At 44.3% G+C, this 17,910-nt stretch carries 20 protein-coding genes; all 20 read left to right on the forward strand.

Annotated elements, in window-relative coordinates:
• Positions 1–40: 40 nt before the first annotated feature.
• Positions 41–841 (forward strand): cation transporter, encoded by an 801-nt coding sequence (locus tag FG28_RS13050; protein ID WP_036383482.1) that lies wholly within the window; start codon positions 41–43, stop codon positions 839–841.
• Between the two features lie 36 nt (positions 842–877).
• A complete protein-coding gene (locus FG28_RS13055) occupies positions 878–1,789 on the forward strand; it encodes a cation diffusion facilitator family transporter (RefSeq protein WP_081894367.1) in 912 nt (303 codons plus the stop codon).
• The gene (locus tag FG28_RS13060; RefSeq protein ID WP_036383486.1) at positions 1,786–2,784 is read left to right on the forward strand and encodes a sodium:calcium antiporter; all 999 of its coding nucleotides are present in this window, start codon (positions 1,786–1,788) and stop codon (positions 2,782–2,784) included. Before FG28_RS13055 ends, FG28_RS13060 begins: the two co-directional genes overlap by 4 nt.
• A 3-nt stretch (positions 2,785–2,787) precedes the next feature.
• Positions 2,788–2,961, forward strand: coding sequence for a hypothetical protein (locus FG28_RS20805; RefSeq protein WP_164732281.1), 174 nt, complete (start codon positions 2,788–2,790; stop codon positions 2,959–2,961).
• Between the two features lie 14 nt (positions 2,962–2,975).
• Positions 2,976–3,152, forward strand: a complete 177-nt coding sequence (locus tag FG28_RS20810) for a hypothetical protein (RefSeq protein WP_162987829.1) — start codon at positions 2,976–2,978, stop codon at positions 3,150–3,152.
• A 275-nt stretch (positions 3,153–3,427) separates the two neighbouring features.
• Positions 3,428–4,270, forward strand: a complete 843-nt coding sequence (locus FG28_RS13070) for a universal stress protein (RefSeq protein ID WP_036383490.1) — start codon at positions 3,428–3,430, stop codon at positions 4,268–4,270.
• Positions 4,271–4,635: 365 nt separating this feature from the next.
• Complete coding sequence (locus FG28_RS13075; RefSeq protein ID WP_051947306.1) at positions 4,636–5,706, forward strand: di-heme oxidoredictase family protein; 1,071 nt, start codon at positions 4,636–4,638, stop codon at positions 5,704–5,706.
• Positions 5,707–6,147: a ubiquinol-cytochrome c reductase iron-sulfur subunit gene (locus FG28_RS13080; RefSeq protein ID WP_036383492.1), complete on the forward strand. Its 441-nt coding sequence runs from the start codon at positions 5,707–5,709 to the stop codon at positions 6,145–6,147.
• Positions 6,137–7,351, forward strand: a complete 1,215-nt coding sequence (locus FG28_RS13085; protein WP_225604827.1) for a hypothetical protein — start codon at positions 6,137–6,139, stop codon at positions 7,349–7,351. Before FG28_RS13080 ends, FG28_RS13085 begins: the two co-directional genes overlap by 11 nt.
• Before the next feature lie 246 nt (positions 7,352–7,597).
• Positions 7,598–7,717 carry an ArsR family transcriptional regulator gene (locus FG28_RS20480; RefSeq protein ID WP_231562679.1) on the forward strand — a complete coding sequence of 40 codons (120 nt, stop codon included), beginning with the start codon at positions 7,598–7,600 and terminating at the stop codon, positions 7,715–7,717.
• Positions 7,704–9,185, forward strand: coding sequence for an efflux RND transporter periplasmic adaptor subunit (locus FG28_RS13090; protein WP_051947308.1), 1,482 nt, complete (start codon positions 7,704–7,706; stop codon positions 9,183–9,185). The genes FG28_RS20480 and FG28_RS13090 overlap by 14 nt, the downstream gene beginning before the upstream one ends.
• A 25-nt stretch (positions 9,186–9,210) precedes the next feature.
• Positions 9,211–11,667 carry a multicopper oxidase domain-containing protein gene (locus tag FG28_RS13095; RefSeq protein WP_036383498.1) on the forward strand — a complete coding sequence of 819 codons (2,457 nt, stop codon included), beginning with the start codon at positions 9,211–9,213 and terminating at the stop codon, positions 11,665–11,667.
• Positions 11,668–12,975: an APC family permease gene (locus FG28_RS13100; RefSeq protein WP_036383500.1), complete on the forward strand. Its 1,308-nt coding sequence runs from the start codon at positions 11,668–11,670 to the stop codon at positions 12,973–12,975.
• A 131-nt stretch (positions 12,976–13,106) separates the two neighbouring features.
• The gene (locus FG28_RS13105) at positions 13,107–13,736 is read left to right on the forward strand and encodes a DUF3347 domain-containing protein (protein ID WP_036386568.1); all 630 of its coding nucleotides are present in this window, start codon (positions 13,107–13,109) and stop codon (positions 13,734–13,736) included.
• Positions 13,737–14,195 (forward strand): heme-binding domain-containing protein, encoded by a 459-nt coding sequence (locus FG28_RS13110; protein ID WP_036383502.1) that lies wholly within the window; start codon positions 13,737–13,739, stop codon positions 14,193–14,195.
• A gap of 340 nt (positions 14,196–14,535) precedes the next feature.
• Entirely contained in the window at positions 14,536–15,033 is a 498-nt protein-coding gene (locus FG28_RS13115) for a DUF4440 domain-containing protein (protein ID WP_036383504.1), read from the forward strand.
• Positions 15,033–15,734, forward strand: coding sequence for a PepSY domain-containing protein (locus FG28_RS13120; protein ID WP_036383506.1), 702 nt, complete (start codon positions 15,033–15,035; stop codon positions 15,732–15,734). The genes FG28_RS13115 and FG28_RS13120 overlap by 1 nt, the downstream gene beginning before the upstream one ends.
• Before the next feature lie 320 nt (positions 15,735–16,054).
• The gene (locus tag FG28_RS13130; RefSeq protein WP_081894514.1) at positions 16,055–16,594 is read left to right on the forward strand and encodes an AraC family transcriptional regulator; all 540 of its coding nucleotides are present in this window, start codon (positions 16,055–16,057) and stop codon (positions 16,592–16,594) included.
• A gap of 203 nt (positions 16,595–16,797) precedes the next feature.
• Positions 16,798–17,022: a heavy-metal-associated domain-containing protein gene (locus FG28_RS13135; protein WP_036383512.1), complete on the forward strand. Its 225-nt coding sequence runs from the start codon at positions 16,798–16,800 to the stop codon at positions 17,020–17,022.
• 312 nt (positions 17,023–17,334) lie between these two features.
• Positions 17,335–17,697, forward strand: a complete 363-nt coding sequence (locus FG28_RS20975) for a DUF305 domain-containing protein (RefSeq protein WP_231562625.1) — start codon at positions 17,335–17,337, stop codon at positions 17,695–17,697.
• Positions 17,698–17,910: the final 213 nt, after the last annotated feature.

Raw genomic sequence — 17,910 nt, forward strand, 5'->3', positions numbered from 1 at the left:
TTTAAAAGACCAAACGTAGAATTTAATACAGATTATTTAAATGTCCACTATAAACAAAAGCACTTTTAAGGTAAGTCAAATGGATTGCCCTTCAGAAGAACAGATGATACGGATGAAACTGGAGTCAAATCCTCAAATCAAATATCTGGACTTTGACATTCCGAATAGGAAATTAGATGTGTACCATCAAGGGAATGCCCAAGAAATAAACGTGGAATTGGGTGCATTAAAGTTGGGGGAAAAACTTTTGGGAACAGAAAAGGCGGAAGCACCTAATACTGAAGATGAGACCAAACAAAAGAAGATACTCTGGTGGGTCTTGTACATCAATTTTGGTTTTTTTGTTATCGAAATGACTACGGGTTGGATTTCTTCCTCGATGGGTCTAATTGCCGATTCACTGGATATGCTGGCCGATTCCATTGTATATGCATTGAGCCTTTTTGCCGTAGGCGGCGCTATTTCCAGAAAAAAGAAAGTGGCGAAATTCAGTGGCTATTTTCAGATGGCGTTGGCCCTGCTGGGATTTTCGGAAGTCGTGAGAAGGTTTTTGAGTAGTAGCGAAACCCCTTTGTTCCAATGGATGATTATCGTTTCCATTTTCGCCCTTATCGGCAACCTCGTTTCCCTATGGTTGATAAACAAGGCCAAAAGCAAGGAAGCGCATATGCAGGCAAGTGCCATCTTTACCTCAAACGACATTATTGTGAACGGCGGGGTAATACTGGCAGGGGTGCTGGTTTATTTTTTAGACAGTAAATGGCCCGATTTGGTCATAGGCGGTATTGTATTTGCCTTTGTGATGCGTGGGGCCATTAGAATTTTAAAATTGTCCAAATAACGTATTGGGAAGAAAAGAAATAGCAAAAGAAAGATTTTGGAAAGGAATCCAAATGCCATATCCCGAATAGGACTCAAAACTACCCTCGTAGGTATTTTGATCAGTGCATTATTGGCATTGATCAAAGGTTTGGGCGGGGTGTTCGGGCATTCTTATGCCCTTATTGCCGATGCGATCGAATCCGGGGCGGATGTGCTGACATCCGCACTATTATGGGCCGGGTTGAGATGGTCGTCAAGGCCACCGGATGAAAACCATCCCTACGGACACGGTAAGATAGAGGCCCTGGTGGCGGTGGGTATTGCCATAGCCCTAACCATTGCAGGTGGTATAATCATAAGGGACAGCATCGACCATATTCTGGTACCCCACAAAACTCCTGCACCCTTCACACTCTTCATACTGGTATTTGTTGTCCTCACGAAAGAGGCGTTGTATCGCTATGTCATGAAAACAGGTGATGAAATCAATAGTTCGGCCGTCAAGGCCGATGCATTTCACCATAGGAGTGATGCCATTACGTCGATAGCCGCTTTTATAGGGATTTCCATAGCATTGATCGGTGGCGAAGGGTTTGAGATAGCGGATGATTTCGCGGCACTCATTGCAGCGGGCATTATTCTGTTCAATGCCTATAAAATAGCTAGGTCATCGGTAAGGGAGTTGCTGGACGAAGCTGTGGAGCCCGAATTTCGAAATGAGGTTATCCGACTGGCCGAAGCCGTTCCTGAAGTGGTAAGGGTAGAGCGCTGCCATTCCCGAAAGATGGGAACGGCCTTTCATATCGATATGCATATTTGGATCGATGGGGAATTAACTGTGACCGAGGGCCATGATATTGCACACAAAGTAAAGGAGAGATTGTTCAGGTCATATTCCGAGATACTTGACGTGCACATCCATATCGAACCTAGCAAAGAGAGAAATGTTAAAATGACAGAATTATGAACATATGGCCATGGGTACTCGTTTTGGGCCTAGCGGCCTGGGCAGCACACTGGGGTGCGGATCGATTGTTGACTCCTTTAAAGTTGCTCCGCAAGCAATGGGGGCTTACCGCATCCGCTGGAGCCGCTTTTCTTGCCCTTGTAACGGCCAGTCCTGAAGTTGCCATCAATATAACCAGTGCGGCACGGGACGTTTCCGATATTGGCCTGGGCAACTTATTGGGTTCCAATATTATTTCCATTCCCTTGATGGTGACCATAGCTTATTTTGCTTCCAGGAAACAATTCAAGAACAACAAGGAACATCAAGAACATCTTGATAAAAACATTCTGGCGTTGAACAAACGTTCGGTTTCCGTACTGTCCCTTCCTTATCTGGGCATTATCGCCCTTGTGGCCATTTTAACTCTGCCAAAGCCCTGGCGTGGCCTGCAACCTGTGGACGGGTGGATTATGCTGGCGGCCTATGCTGCGTTCTTGACCCACGCAATCATAAAAGGCAAGGAAAAGGGCAAAAAAGTAGAATGGAACAAAAAACAGGTCTGGTTATCGATTGCCGGGGCCTTTGCGATAGCAGTTGGCGCTTTTTTCATAGTGAAGGCGACCGAAAATATTGTTTCTGCCCTAAATATTTCTGAAATCGTGGGAGGCCTTTTCATCACGGGCATAATGACCACGGCACCGGAAATATTCAAGACCTGGAGCGTGGTAAAAGGGGGCGAGGTGACAGCGGGCACCACCAGTGTTATTGCAGACAATGCCGTAACGATGACGGTGGCATTTTTTCCGCTGGCTTTGGTAACCACCCCCATTGAGGACTTTGAACTGTTCTGGGTCAACCTGGCCTTTGTCGGGCTTATGCCACTGCTTTACACACTATTTGTGCATCAAAGCAAGGAACTGCACGGTTTCTCTCGTTGGCAGATTTTTGTATTTGATGCGGCATATATAGTTTATTTACTGGTCATGGTTTTTTACGTGTTGAAACTTTTTTGATAGATGAAAGACGAACTTTTTAAAGATTGCTCGATGAGGCTCAATATGCTGGATGAAAACATCCACAAATTGGCCGTAAAGTATGCTAAAGAATACTATACGACAAACCAATGCTCCAAGGAGGAAGCCCTTGAACGCGGCATTGTAAAAGCAGAGATGGAAGGGCGAAAGCTCTAAAAAAAGTATACAATATGGACTGGACATTTGAAGATTTCAAAACAAAACTTGATGGCCTACAGCCGTCAGTTCGGAAGAAGGCCCTCAAAATTGCACAAGAATTGGTAAAGGAGAATGGGTATTCTCGTGAGAAGGCCATTACGGAGGGAATCAAACGTGCAGAAGAATGGTTTTATGACCTTAGGGGATAGCATTGGTGCGTTGATTTTAGTAAAGCACAGTATAATATGTCACGGGAAAGAAGAAAGCGGAGACTAGAGGAAAAAAAGGGGAATTCAATAAACAGGAAAGTAAGAACCAGAAAGGAGAAAGGGTATTGCTTGTTGGTTTTTGTGGCAATGTTCCTTGCGGTGCTGACAATTGCCTTTTTAGATGCCATTCTATATGGTTTTTACCTGCTTTTCAATTGAATAATTAAACCTAAAAAGAAAGATTAATGAAGTCAAATCAATAAAAACAAAATGATATGAAAGATAAAGGAATTTTAATACCCGTAGATTTCACACAGGTTTCAGAAAATGCGGTGAGCTACGCAATTGGGCTAGCACAAAAATTGAAATCAAAACTGGTTTTTGTCCACGCCTATTCAGTGGCATATCCATCCGGTACGCCCATCGGGATGGCAACTATGGCACACAATGTAACAGATACCACAGCATCACAAGAAAAACTCAATAAAGAAAAATTGGATAAGTTTCTAAGAGGCTTTCCTGAACTGGACAAGTTGGAATTTCAAGCAATTGTCGGTTTCGGGGCAACGGTCGATGTGATTTCTGGCCTGGCTAAGGAAATGAATACCAGTCTTGTCGTTATGGGTACCAAGGGCACGGCTTCGGGATTTGATGAAATTTTTATTGGAACCGTTACCGAAAAGGTGACACAAAAGGCGCCTTGTCCAGTACTGGCCGTACCTGAAGATGCCAGCTATACTGCATATAAGCGTATCGGGGTCGCAGTGGATACGGATAGTATGGATAATAGAATAGATTTTGAAATATTGTCCAGATTATTGCAAAACTATAATGCACAGTTGCACTTTGTACATATAGCGGACAAACAGGAAAGAGTGCCGGAGAAAGCATTTATTCGTGAAAGATTTGGCAAACTTCTTGTACCTAAGCAATGGTTCTTTACAGTTATCGAGGAAGACAAACCCGAAGAGGGTATCGATGAATTTTTGACTGAAACCCCAATAGACCTATTGGTTTTGCTTTACAGGGAACACGGATTTTTTGAGGCACTTTTCAAAAAGGGGCTAAGAAAAAAAATGCTGTATGCCTCCAAGGCCCCACTGCTGATAGTTAAGTAGCTTTTCTACCTATGTGATACTCTAGTAAATATTAGGTATAGCTTACTATGCGAAATTATCGTGCTCATTCTGGGCGCAGGTGGATTGGCTACCATGTGGGAAGCAGTCTTTGCGGATGTGGGCGTGGCGTTATTGGCGATTTTTAATGCGGTGCGGTTGCAGCGGATGAAGTGGGCATAAGCCCATAGTAAATATCGAAATATAAATTTTCATTCTGGCCAACCGACATTTCCCACAGTACGGGATTTTCATAATTAAATCAACAAACCCTTTAAGGTTTAACCACTTCTTTATTGAAGAATTTTACATCTATATTTAGACTTATCTAAAAATATATTTTATTTGGAATAAATATCATTATAGTAATGTCTAAAATCATTCATTTCTTTATTGGCCTGTCTTTAATCGCTCTATTTGGCTGTGAAAATTTGGGTCCGGAAGAACCTATGGAATTTGAGCTGTTGGACGGGCCATTGGACGGATTGTCCTTAAGCGAGCAACAACTGTTTTTAGCAGGGGATATAGCTTTTAACGATGATGTTTTCACGGTTGAAAAAGGTCTTGGCCCCTTGTTTGTTGGCACCAGCTGTGCAAGTTGCCATTCAGGGGATGGCAAGGGTCATCCTTTCAATCAACTAATCAGATTCGGTAACAATGACTTGAACTTACCCTCGATGTTATCCTTCGGTGATGGCAGGAACCAAATTCAAAATAAAGCCATACCGGGTTTTGAACCGGAGACCGTGCCTGAAGGCTTCCCATTTTCCATTTTGGTCGCTCCGGCGGTAACGGGATTGGGTTTGTTGGATGCTGTCCCTGACGCGAATATTTTGGCTCTCGCAGACCCTTCTGATGCAAATCAAGACGGTATTAGTGGAAGACCTCACTACAATATTCCTCCTGAATTCACCAAGATTCGGAATAATAGTGTTCCCCAGGGCAACAATTATATCTTCAGGTTTGGAAAGAAAGCGGGTAGTTATGATTTGTTGCACCAAAGCGTCAGCGCATATAACCAGGACATAGGGATTACATCTCTTTATGACCCCATTGACCCGTTCAGTGGACTTGAAGAGGATCTTGAAATTAGTACCCAAACCTTGAACGATGTCGTTTTCTACCTTAAAACCTTAAAAGCACCAATTCCCAGAAATCAAACAGACCCCGATGTCATTGCTGGAAAAGAACTCTTTGAATCGGTACAATGTGCTGTCTGTCACACACCCACGTTGACCACAGGATTTTCCCCAATTGAATCGTTATCCTTTAAGGAATTTCATCCCTACTCGGATTTGTTGTTACATGATGGAAGGGCTTCGAGTATTGAGGAGGCCATTGAATTGCACGGCGGTGAGGCCGATAATTCAAAAGCCCAGTATTTGTCCCTGACCCCAAAAGAAAAATCACAACTGATAAAATTCATTAATTCCCTATAAGTGCATAGAAAAGATTTTATTAAACAATTTGGATATCTGATAGCAGTCCTGCCAGCTTCCTCCGCTTTACTCGGTAGTTGCGCAGGCCTGTATTATGCATCCTTCGTTGAAGAAGGGGGAGTGCTACGAGTTTCAAAGGGGGAGTTTCAACAGGTGAAAGGGGGAAAGCAGATTGAACGTGATTTTGTGGTCATCCAGAGCGATTCCATGCGATACCCCATCGGAATATTCAAAACACAAAACAGTAATTATCTGGCCAGTTTGATGCAATGTACCCATAGGGGCTGTGAACTCAACATTGGCGGCGGCATATTCAACTGTCCATGTCATGGCAGTGAGTTCGACCGTTCAGGCAGGGTTTTAGAAGGGCCGGCCGAAGAAAACCTAAAATCATTTGAAACAACCGCCGATAATGAAAATATCTATGTGCATGGTTCGTAAAATATATGCAGCCCTTGCTTTAATGAACATTTACGTTTTAACCCTTAGCTCGCAAACTAGCGACAGGGACAGTATTAAGGAATCGATGAATATGGATGCGGTTTATGACCGTCCTTTTCTAACTTTCGATAAATTTCCAGTCAATCTGGGCGGTTATCTAGAGGCGAACTCAATCTACAGTATTGAGGACGGATTGTCCGAGGGGCTTTCTTTTCAGGCCCGAAGATTGACCCTTTTTGTCTCGGCTTCTATTTCAAAGCGCATTAAGTTTTTGACCGAATTGGAATTTGAAAACGGGACAGAGGAAATTGCCATTGAATTCGCCTCCATGGACATTGCTTTGCACCCCTTGTTGAACCTTAGGGGAGGCATCGTACTGAATCCAATAGGTTCCTTTAATCAAAATCACGACGGACCAAAATGGGAGTTTGTCGAGCGGCCAGATGTCAGCACCAATTTGTTGCCCGCCACTTTCTCCAATGCCGGATTTGGGATATATGGAAAGGCATATAAGGAAGCTTGGACCTTGGGCTATGAAGCATACCTCACCAATGGCTTTGATACAAGCATTATAGATAAAGAGGGAGAAAGAACATTTTTGGCTTCGGTCAAGGAGAATTCCTCGCGATTCGAGGAGAATTTTAGCGGAAATGCGCTCCTCAATGGAAAGTTGGCCATTAAGCATAGAAAATTAGGGGAATTGGGCATTTCTTATATGGGTGGGGCCTACAATAGGAAAGAAGTTGACGGGCTTCAGGTTGATACACAATCAGGGAGGGTAGATGTTCTTGCCCTGGATTTAAATACTGCCATTAAAAAAACGGGGACAAGGTTTATCGGTGAAATGGCCTACATATGGGTCGATGTTCCGGACACTTTTACCCAGCAGTTTGGTGATCGGCAAGTTGGTTTTTTTGTGGATATTGTCCAACCGGTACTAAAGACCGAAGTATTGGACTGGGAAAATGCCGTACTCAACCTGTCGCTCAGAACGGATTATGTGGACTACAACATTGGCAGGTTTGCCCAGACCAATACGAATGTTGGGGATGATTTATTCGCAATTACACCTGCAATAAGCTTTAGGCCCGCACCACAGACCGTTCTAAGGATCAACTACAGATACCAGTGGCAACAGGATATTCTCAACAATCCTGCCTCAAGAACGGCCACATGGTATTTTGGATTCAGCACCTATTTTTAATAAAATATTTTACATAGCTACTTTGATTTAATATCGGGTAGAATGTATTTAAGTAAAGTGTAATTTTGGAAGAGCAATGGTGGAGAATATTATTTTAGTATTTGCTTAAATAATTATATTTTTTTCAAAAACAATACTATGGCACTTGAATTAAGTTGAGCACGCGACGAGGCCGACCAAAAGCAGCTAATACGTTGTCGCGAAACCTTGGGAACAAACTCAGAGACAATTGTCGAAATCAGCAAAGTGCTAGCCCTGGCCGGTAACGAAACTCGGTTAAAGATACTTTTCTGGTTGAACGAGGAAGGTGAGCTTTGTCCCTGTGATTTTGCCGATATACTTGAAATGAGCGGTGGAAGCGGATGAACGATCGATCTATTCCCAATCTTCCCATATTCCCGGGAGGGTGGAACGGCTAATGGTCAATTTTACAGGGGAGTACATCAAGCAGGGGCAGATCATCGCCTATATTTATTCCCCTGACCTGGTCACTGCACAAGAGGAACTTTTTGAAGCAAGAAAGGTGGCGGACACCCAACCGCAGTTTTTTAATGCCGCCAAGGAAAAATTAAAAAACTGGAAGCTTTCCGACAACCAAATCGCACAGATACTTCAATCCGGGACCGTTAAGGAGGAATTGCCGATACATGCCGATGTTTCAGGCTACGTTACCGAAAAAATGGTAAACCTTGGCGACTATGTCAACAAGGGCAAGGCATTATATCAAATTGCCAACCTGAACAGCGTTTGGGTATTGTTCGATATTTATGAGTCCGACATGCCCTGGGTAAGGAAAGGCGACGAAGTGGTCTTTACCATACCCTCCCTCCCGGGCGAAAATTTTAAAGGCAGGATTTCCTATATCGACCCGGTGATCAATCCCATGACTAGGGTTGCCAAGGCCAGAATCGAGATCGGGAACGCCGGTTTAAGGTTAAAGCCGGAAATGTTCGCTTCCGGAACCGTGAAAGCAAAACAGCCCATTGCATCAGAAGCGATAACCATTCCTAAGTCGGCAGTGATGTGGACCGGGGAACGTTCTGTGGTATACATCAAGAATACCACGTCCAATGGGGTGAATTTTGTGTTGCGCGATGTCACCTTGGGACCATCGTTGGGAAATGGTTTCATTGTCAAGGAGGGTCTGCAAGAAGGGGATGAGATCGCGGTAAATGGGACCTTTAGTATCGACGCGGCGGCCCAATTGGCCGGGAAACCGAGCATGATGAATCCTGAAGGTGGGCCCGCCATGACGGGACATAACCACGGAGGAATGAAGATGGGGGATGACAAGGGTACAGGCGGTAGCGATCATTCGGATATGGATATGGGCGATGTCAAACAGGAAAGTAAAACGGACCATTCCGACATGGACCAGCGAATAGCGGCGACAGGGATATTTCAGAACCAATTGAAACAGGTGTTGAGCGCCTACTTGGAGTTAAAGGATGCGCTTGTCAATGATAATGCCGCCAAGTCCAATGCCGCTGCAAAAAAAGTGTTGTCGGCCTTGGAACATGTGGATATGAAACAATTGACGGACAAAAAGGCGCACGACCATTGGATGACGATCTCGAAGGAAATCTCCAATTCGGCGAATTCCATTTCAAAGAAATCGGATATCAAGGCGCAACGCGATCATTTTAAACATCTGTCCGCCCATCTATCCAAAGGTGTCAAGCTTTTTGGGGTCGATCAAAAGATATACGAACAATTTTGCCCGATGGCCGATAACAACAAAGGTGCCTATTGGTTGAGTACGACCAAAGAGATCAAAAACCCCTATTTCGGTGAGGCTATGTTGACCTGTGGTGAAATCACCGATGAAATGTAATTGAACAAATGTAAATGAATGAATGATGAAAATATTGAAATCTAAAATCTTGTTTTTTGTCCTAACTGCCTTGACGACCCATGTTTTTGGGCAAGTGGGGACAAATGGTGAGGACAGAAAAGAGGAAGGTAGACCCGTTCGGGAATACAATCTTGTACTGGAACAGAACAAATTGACCCTCGGTGGGGTCACTGCCGATGCAATGACCATCAATGGGAGTATTCCGGGACCGGTCTTGGAATTCAACGAGGGTGACCTCGCCCTGATCAACGTGACCAATAAGATGGATGTGGAAACCTCCGTACACTGGCATGGATTGATCTTGCCCAATTTTTATGACGGGGTTCCCTATTTGACCACACCGCCCATAGAACCTGGCACAACTTTCCAATATCGGATTCCGATCAACCAATCAGGTACCTATTGGTACCATTCCCACACCATGCTGCAAGAGCAAAAGGGGGTGTATGGCTCGATACTGATCCATCCCAAGGAAAAGACGTTGGACTACGATAAGGATTTGGTCGTGGTGCTTTCCGATTGGACGAACGAAAAGGCCATGAACGTGCTCCGAAACCTTAAACGGGGAAACGAGTGGTACCAGGTCAAAAAAGGGACCGCGGTGCCCTTGAGCAGGGTCATCAAGGAAGGTGCACTAGGTGCACAGCTCAAATTTTGGCGAGATCGTATGGAGGGAGCGGATATTGCGGATATCTACTACCCCGCATTTTTGACCAATGGGAAAACATTGGCCGAATACCCTGATTTCAAACCAGGGGAAAAAGTGCGGCTCAGGTTCGTCAATGCCTCTGCCTCCACCTATTATTGGATGGATTTCGGTGGCGGTAACCCCATGGTGGTTTCCGGGGATGGTGTCGATGTGGAGCCTGTTTCCAAAAGTCGTTTTCTTTTTGGCATTGCCGAGACCTATGATGTCATCGTGACCGTTCCTGAAGGCACTTTGGAGGTAACCGCCACGGCACAGGACGGCTCCGGGCATACCTCGTTGCACTTAGGTCAGGGAACGCTTTTTTCCGCAACGACCATCGATAGGCCCGACAAAGTGGCGATGATGAAACAAATGGCCCGAATGGACATGAAAATGGGGGCTCCGGCAATGGCCGGCAACAAAAAAAAGAACACACCCGAATATCTCATGCACAAGTACGGAATGCAGATGGACATGAAGGATGGCAGCATGGATATGGGTATGCACAATGGGATGTCTATGGATAAGACCAAAATGAGCGGTCAAAAGGATAAACCCATTGCGAAGATGGATGATAAAAGGCCTATGAATGCGAATGAAGATCATAGGCACATGGAGATGGATAAAAAGATGGGGGATATGGCAGGAATGGAAAAGGATTCAACGTCAATGAAATCCACCGGACATAAGGACAAGATGGAAAACCCTATGGTTCAGACTATGCCAATGATGCAGAAAGACACTTCAGCTTTTGATTACGATACCCGTAAAACGTATTTCAACTATGATTTCTTAAAAGCAAAGGAAAGTACTACCTATAATGCCGATCTGCCCGTCAATGACATTCTGTTGAACCTGACGGGGAATATGCAACGGTATATCTGGAGTATGAACGGTGTGCCACTTTCAGAAACCGATAAGATCAAGATCAAAGGTGGGGAAGTAACCCGGATCACCCTCAACAACCTGACCATGATGCACCATCCGATGCACCTCCATGGGCATTATTTCAGGGTCATCAATGAGAATGGTGAAAAGTCACCCTTGAAACATACGGTCAATGTGCCGCCCATGCAGAAAGTGGTCATCGAATTTTATAATGAAGAGTACGGGGATTGGTTCTTCCACTGTCATATCCTCTACCACATGATGGGGGGCATGGCCAGGGTTTTCAGTTATGATACCCCAAGGGATGTGAGGATGAAGGATTTTCCTGTTCAAAAGTTGGTAGATGAAACTGACCATTATTATGCTTGGGGTGCTGCCAGATTGGGTTCCAATTTTAATGAACTCTTCCTTGTTTCAAGTAATATCAGGAATGAATTTGGGGTACGGGCAGAATTTGACTACGACCAAAATGCCGAGGTGGAATTCAATTATAACAGGTATCTCAATGACTGGGTAAGGGTCTATGCAGGGGTGAACACGGAAACCTCCATCCCTGATTCCTATGACCGCTTCAATACAGTGGGACTGATAGGGGTCAAGTATTTTACCCCATACCGCTTTAATATGGATGTGAGTATGGACCACCAGCTGCGTCCAAGAATAAGGTTGGATAGGGAACTATTGCTTTTTCCAAGGATTTTCCTCGAGGGGGAATATGAATTTCGGGCCGATTTTGGATGGGTCAACGATTTGGGGAATTCATCCTATGAAAGTGAGACCCAATGGCTGGTAGGGGCCTCCTATATCCTTTCACGTAATTTTTCAATCCAGGCCAACTACAACAACCGATATGGTTGGGGCGGAGGCCTGCTAGCCCGTTTTTAAATGGCAGAATACAAAAAGAATAGCCTGAGTCTGACCAATACCGTTGCTTTGGGAACCGGTGTGATGATCGGTGCGGGAATTTTTGCGCTCTTGGGTCAGGTTGCCGAACTCTCCGGCCAATGGTTTCCCTTTGCTTTTTTAATCGGGGCAGTCATCTCAGGTTTCAGTTCCTACACCTATGTCAAAATGTCCAATACCTACCCCTCTGCCGGGGGCATTGGCAGGTACCTCAAAAAGGTATACGGTAAAACGGCCTGGACCGCTACCGGCGCCCTATTGATGGCCCTTTCCATGGTCATCAATGAGAGTTTGGTGGCCCGGACGTTCGGTACCTACGTATTGGAGCTTTTTGATGTGGAGTCCAAAGCATTCTGGCCCCCGATCCTTGGGGTATTGTTGTTGATCACAGCCTTTATTGTCAATGTGATGGGAAACAAAGCGATCGGGAGGTCGTCCTTGGTCATGGCCATACTAAAAATCGGCGGGATAGCGGTTTTTGCCATTGGTGGCCTTTGGGCAGCTGGATTTACCTTTGATCAGGTCGTTCCTTCCCAGTCCTTGACCGAGCATTCCCTGGTGGATTATTTGGGGGCATTGGCACTGTCGATATTGGCCTATAAGGGTTTTACCACCATTACCAATAGCGGGGATGAGATCGTCGATCCCAAACGTAACGTGGGACGGGCCATTGTCATTTCTTTGGTGATATGTACCCTGGTCTATCTCATGGTGGCATTTGCAGTCTCTTCCAATCTTTCCATCCAGGAAATCATTGCGGCCAAGGACTATTCGCTGGCCGAGGCATCCAGACCCGCTTTTGGAAAATATGGGGTCTGGTTCACCGTTGGTCTGGCGATCATATCCACCGTTTCCGGGGTCGTTGCCAGCATTTTTGCCGTTTCCCGGATGACCACCATGCTCACTGAAAAGGAATTGATACCGCATCGACATTTTGGGATGCCCGGGGACATACAGAAACATATGTTGGTGTATACCGTGGTGATTGCCATAGGGCTCACCGTGTTGTTCGATCTGAGCCGGATCGCTGCATTGGGGGCCATCTTTTATTTGATCATGGATATCGGGATCCATTGGGGGGTCCTAAACAATCTACGAAAGGAAATCGGTGCAAATCCCATTATCCTCATTACGGCCCTTGTGCTGGATGTACTGGTGTTGGGCGCCTTTATTTGGTCAAAGGCCGGTAGTGACCTTTTGGTGGTCATTGTTGCCCTGGTATTGATGGTGCTTATTTTTTTCGGGGAACGATTGTTTTTGGGGAAAAAGCGTACGGTCGAGGAAGAATAAGGGCTAAGTGCCTGCGTGGGAGAAATGGAAAATTAGATGAAAAAATTAAAATAGTAACAATAATGGGGGATAATACAAATATGCCGACCCCGGGCAATCAAAATGAGGAATTAATCTTAAAATCAATTACAATGAAAAGAACAACAGTTACATTAAGTACAATTGCCATTGCGCTTTTGACCGTTACCGTGATTTCCTGTAAGGACGGTAAGAAGGAAACAAATGACAAGGAAGGAGCCCATATGGAGATGGGAACGGAAGAGGGCCATCACCATGAGAGCACTGCAGGGGAAATGGACCACGGAACCATGGACCATGATATGGGTTCGTCCGATGCACAGGGCACATCCGTGATCGACAGCTACCTCCAACTGAAGGATGCCCTGGTGGCGGACAATAAGGATGAAGCGGCCAAATCGGGCCAAGCCTTGGCCAGTGCCTTGGGCAGCTTTGATATCAGCGGATACGATGAACAGCAACAGAAGGAGCTGTCCGATATCATTGAAGTGGCCAAGGAACATGGGGAGCACATCGCCAAAAGTGATATCGGTCACCAACGGGAACACTTTGAAGGACTGGGCAAGGATATGGTCGATTTTATAGCCATAACCGGGACTTCCAAAACCTTGTACCAACAATTCTGCCCCATGTACAACAACAACCAAGGAGGAACTTGGCTCAGCGCAAGCAGCGAAATCCAGAATCCATTTTTTGGAAGTAAGATGTTGACCTGTGGTAAAGTGCAAAAGGAAATCAATTAGATGAAAGTACTGAAAATCATAGTCTTGGTAGTGCTTTTGGGATTTGTGGGCATCCAGTTTGTGCCCACAGAATCCAACCTGAGCGATGTAGTTCCCGATACGGACTTCATTTTGGTGAACGAGGTTGCCAAGGATATCCAACACAATTTGCGGGTCTCTTGCTATGATTGCCACAGTAACAACACCCATTACCCATGGTACAATAAGGTCCAACCCATCGCCTGGTTTCTGGAAGATCACATCAAGGAGGGAAAGGAGGAACTCAATTTCAACGAATGGGGCGACTATTCGAATCGAAGAAAAAGGAGCAAACTAAAATCGATCGCAAGTCAGATCGAAGACGATAAGATGCCCTTATCTTCCTATACCCTGATCCATAAGGATGCAAAATTATCGGTGGAAGAGAAAGAACGGATATTGACCTTGGTAAATGATCTAATGGAAGAATTGGATAATTGAAAATGACATGGAAAATACCCTGAAACCGGGACAAACGATATTGCTATTGTTGTTGGTCATGTCCGGTCACTATGAATGAGGAAATAAAGTCCTGAAAGGGAGGGGAGCACCCAAAGTTGATTGGTTGGTGAGTTAGTTAGTTAATCGTTCCCTTCCCTTGTCAGGCGCTAATGGTAAAAAAAGATGAAAGATTGTTGTCGTACCAATGGACCTATCCAGACGAAAAAGGCCGTTTTAAAAAAATGGTTGGGCTATATCCTGTATGGGATCGTCATTTCGATCGTCCTAGGGGCCTTTTTCGTACAATACATACTAACCTAAACAATTTTAGAACAAACCAATGAAACGTATTACTTTACAGATTTTTCTACTGGCCGTACTTATCACAGGAGCCTGCTTCGGTCAAACAAACCCTACGATGGAAAACCAAAACCAGGACAGGTCCGCCGTACTGCGGATAATGGAAAGCTACAAGGAGGCCCTGGAAAATTTGACCACGGAAGGCACCTTGGAACTTTTTGCGGAAGATTCCGAGGTTTTTGAATCCGGGGGCGTCGAAGGCACCTATCAACATTATCTCGACCATCATATAGGCCCAGAACTTGGCCATTTCAACAGCTTTAGGTTTTCGGATTATACCATTGAACTGAAGGTGGAGCTACCCTTTGCCTTTACTACGGAAAGCTATGTCTATACCATTGGCCTAAAATCGGAAAATGGAGGTGAGGGCAAAACGATCAGCAGAAAAGGGGTTGCCACCTCCATCCTTAAAAAAACGGATGGGGAATGGAAAATTGTGAAGATGCATAATTCCTCACGAAACAACGGGAAGAACTAATGGTCGGAAGAAAAACATCGATGAAGGTCAGAAAGATACATAGGTATCTTGGCCTTTTTATTGGGATCCAGTTCCTTATGTGGACTATCAGCGGACTATATTTTAGTTGGACGGACATTGACGAAATCCATGGAGATCAATTCATCAAGGAGCCTGTGAGCCAGCCCGAGTTTGGCAATTTGATTGCACCCAATGGGGAAATGAACATTAAGATCACATCTTTGGAAATGAGAAATATAGGGGGAAGTCCCTACTATTGGATAAATGATGGGGTTTTGATGGATGCAAAAACGGGGGAGATTAAAAAGGGTATCGATGAACAACAGGCTTTGGCCGTTGCTTCCCAATATATGTTGCCAGACCTTAAGGTCAAAGATGTCGAAAGACTCACCCAAACAGGTGGGCAGCACGAGTATCGGGGACGTCCATTACCGGCCTATGTGATCACCTATGAAACGGATGAAAACCTGAAAGCGTATGTCTCAGAGGCCGATGGGTCGTTCCAACGTGTAAGGCATCGGGCCTGGAGATGGTTCGATTTTTTATGGATGACCCATACCATGGACTATGAAGGACGGGACGATTTTAACACCATGGTTTTACGGATTTTTTCCCTAATGGGATTGATTACCGTTTTGAGCGGATTCTTGTTGTGGTATGTCAGCTCCCCAACGATCAGAAAATTATGGAAAAGACGATAGTTCAACTACTTAGATATCAGAAGTGGCAAAGCACTTATGTTAGGAGCAAATAGTCGTCCATAGGGACAGTTGAGTCAATGTTGGGAAAATGAGCGAACTTAGAAGGCAAAGACGAAAGAAAAAAAGGGGTCCGGTAAAGAGGAAACGGGACCCGGCCAAGGAAAGAAAGGAAAAAAGAATGAAAATCCTTGGCATATTGGCATTAGTGCTGATTGTAATATTGGCAGTGGTCGTCATTTTTTTGAAGGCCCTGTGGAAATTCACTGCATGATATGGAAGTTGGGTCCAGTAAATCGAAAGATGTGTTGTACATCAAAAACATGGTCTGTCCGAGATGCATCATGGCCGTCAAAGGTATTTTGGACGATGAGGGCATTCCCTATATGAATGTGTCGTTGGGTGAAATCACCCTCAATGGGAAAATCACGCCTGAAAAACGGGAAGGTCTCAACGAACGACTTGAGAAAATTGGATTTACGATCATCAACGATCGTAAGGGTCAGTTGATAGAACAGATCAAAAACCTAGTGATTGAGGCGATACATTACACCGGACCCATGGAAAAGGTCAAATGGCCCGAATACCTTTCCGATGGATTGCATCTTGACTATAAGTATCTTAGTTCGCTGTTTTCCGCGGTGGAAAGCATTACCTTGGAGCAATATATCATCAACCAAAAGATTGAAAAGATCAAAGAGTTTCTTGTTTATGACGAATTGGGCTTAAAGGAAATAGCGTTTCAATTGGACTATAGCAGCGTTGCCTATTTAAGCAACCAATTTAAAAAAGTAACTGGAATGACACCTACACAATTTAAGAAAAGTGCCATTCAAAATAGAATATCGCTTGATGATATTTAACCTCAACCATTAAGGGCGCAATACCTTCCCAAGGAACCAGCCTCCTAAACGCTATTTAAAAAACACCTTTCTTCGCAAATGGGTCAAGGTTTGTTTTTTTCAAACAACGCCCCTATACAGAAAATGTTACTTTTCCCATACGTGTTGGAACCAACATTGTTGATTCTAGGTGTAAAATTGTTAAAATAAAAAATGATCACAACATGAAAAGAAGATACCAAATAGAAGGAATGACTTGTGATGGCTGTAGGGGGCACGTTGAAGAAGCTCTTTTCAATGTGGCCGGTGTAGCCGATGTAGCGGTCAATCTAAAAAACGCAGAAGCTACAGTGGAGTCGCAATTTGAGGTCCCCCTTGAAAATCTACAAAAGGCATTGGAAAATAAGGGGGGTCAATATAAAATACAAGCGATGAACAAAGCCAATTAAACCGATATACGATAACTGGGACAGGTAAATTGTCAGGCCTATAATTGGAATGGAACAATACAATACTCGAAAGTCAAGGAATAATCACAATAACCAGATAAAATTTGCACAATGGAAGATAGTCAAAGGAAATCCAATAATTATTTAAAGTTTTTTGCGATGATTGGTACTTCAATGGTCGCCATGTTTTTTTTAATGTACACCCACTCATATCAAATCATTGATCACTTTTGGTATAGTGAGACTAGATTTTTCATGACTTTGATCATGGGGGGATCGATGATCATTATTATGCTGCTATATATGCTACAGATGTATAAAGACCGACGCAAGAACATGTCAATATTAGCCTTGGGTGTTTTGTTGATTGCAGGTGGGATATGGCTGGTCAGGAGTCAGGTTACCGTATCAGGGGTCGACTACATGGAAGGAATGATACCCCATCATTCCATTGCTATTTTGACCAGTGAACGTTCTCAAATAAAAGATGTCAGGGTACGGGAGCTTGCCAATGAAATTATCAAGGCACAACGCAGGGAGATAATGGAAATGCAGTGGTTGATAAACGACATCAAGGAGAATGGAATAGTGGAAACCGAAGCAGGAAAAGAAAAGCGGCCTATTCCTAAATTTGAGGGATCGCTTAGCGAAGAAACAAAGAATCTGGCCGAATGAGAGGCGATTATTTACTACCAATGCTTCGGTTTTGCCCCAAGTTCACTACAATGGTTTGTCCTATCGAATATATTCTAAACTGATCGGGGCAAATTCTCCAAAAAAGATTGACGTGGGCGAACCTGATCTCATAGATGTTGCCGAATTCTAAAAACCACTCACCAATTAAGGTTAAGTACTTGACGAGGAAAGATAAAGGTTGATTTTTCGGAA

This window comes from Muricauda sp. MAR_2010_75, assembly GCF_000745185.1.
Classification (GTDB): domain Bacteria; phylum Bacteroidota; class Bacteroidia; order Flavobacteriales; family Flavobacteriaceae; genus Flagellimonas.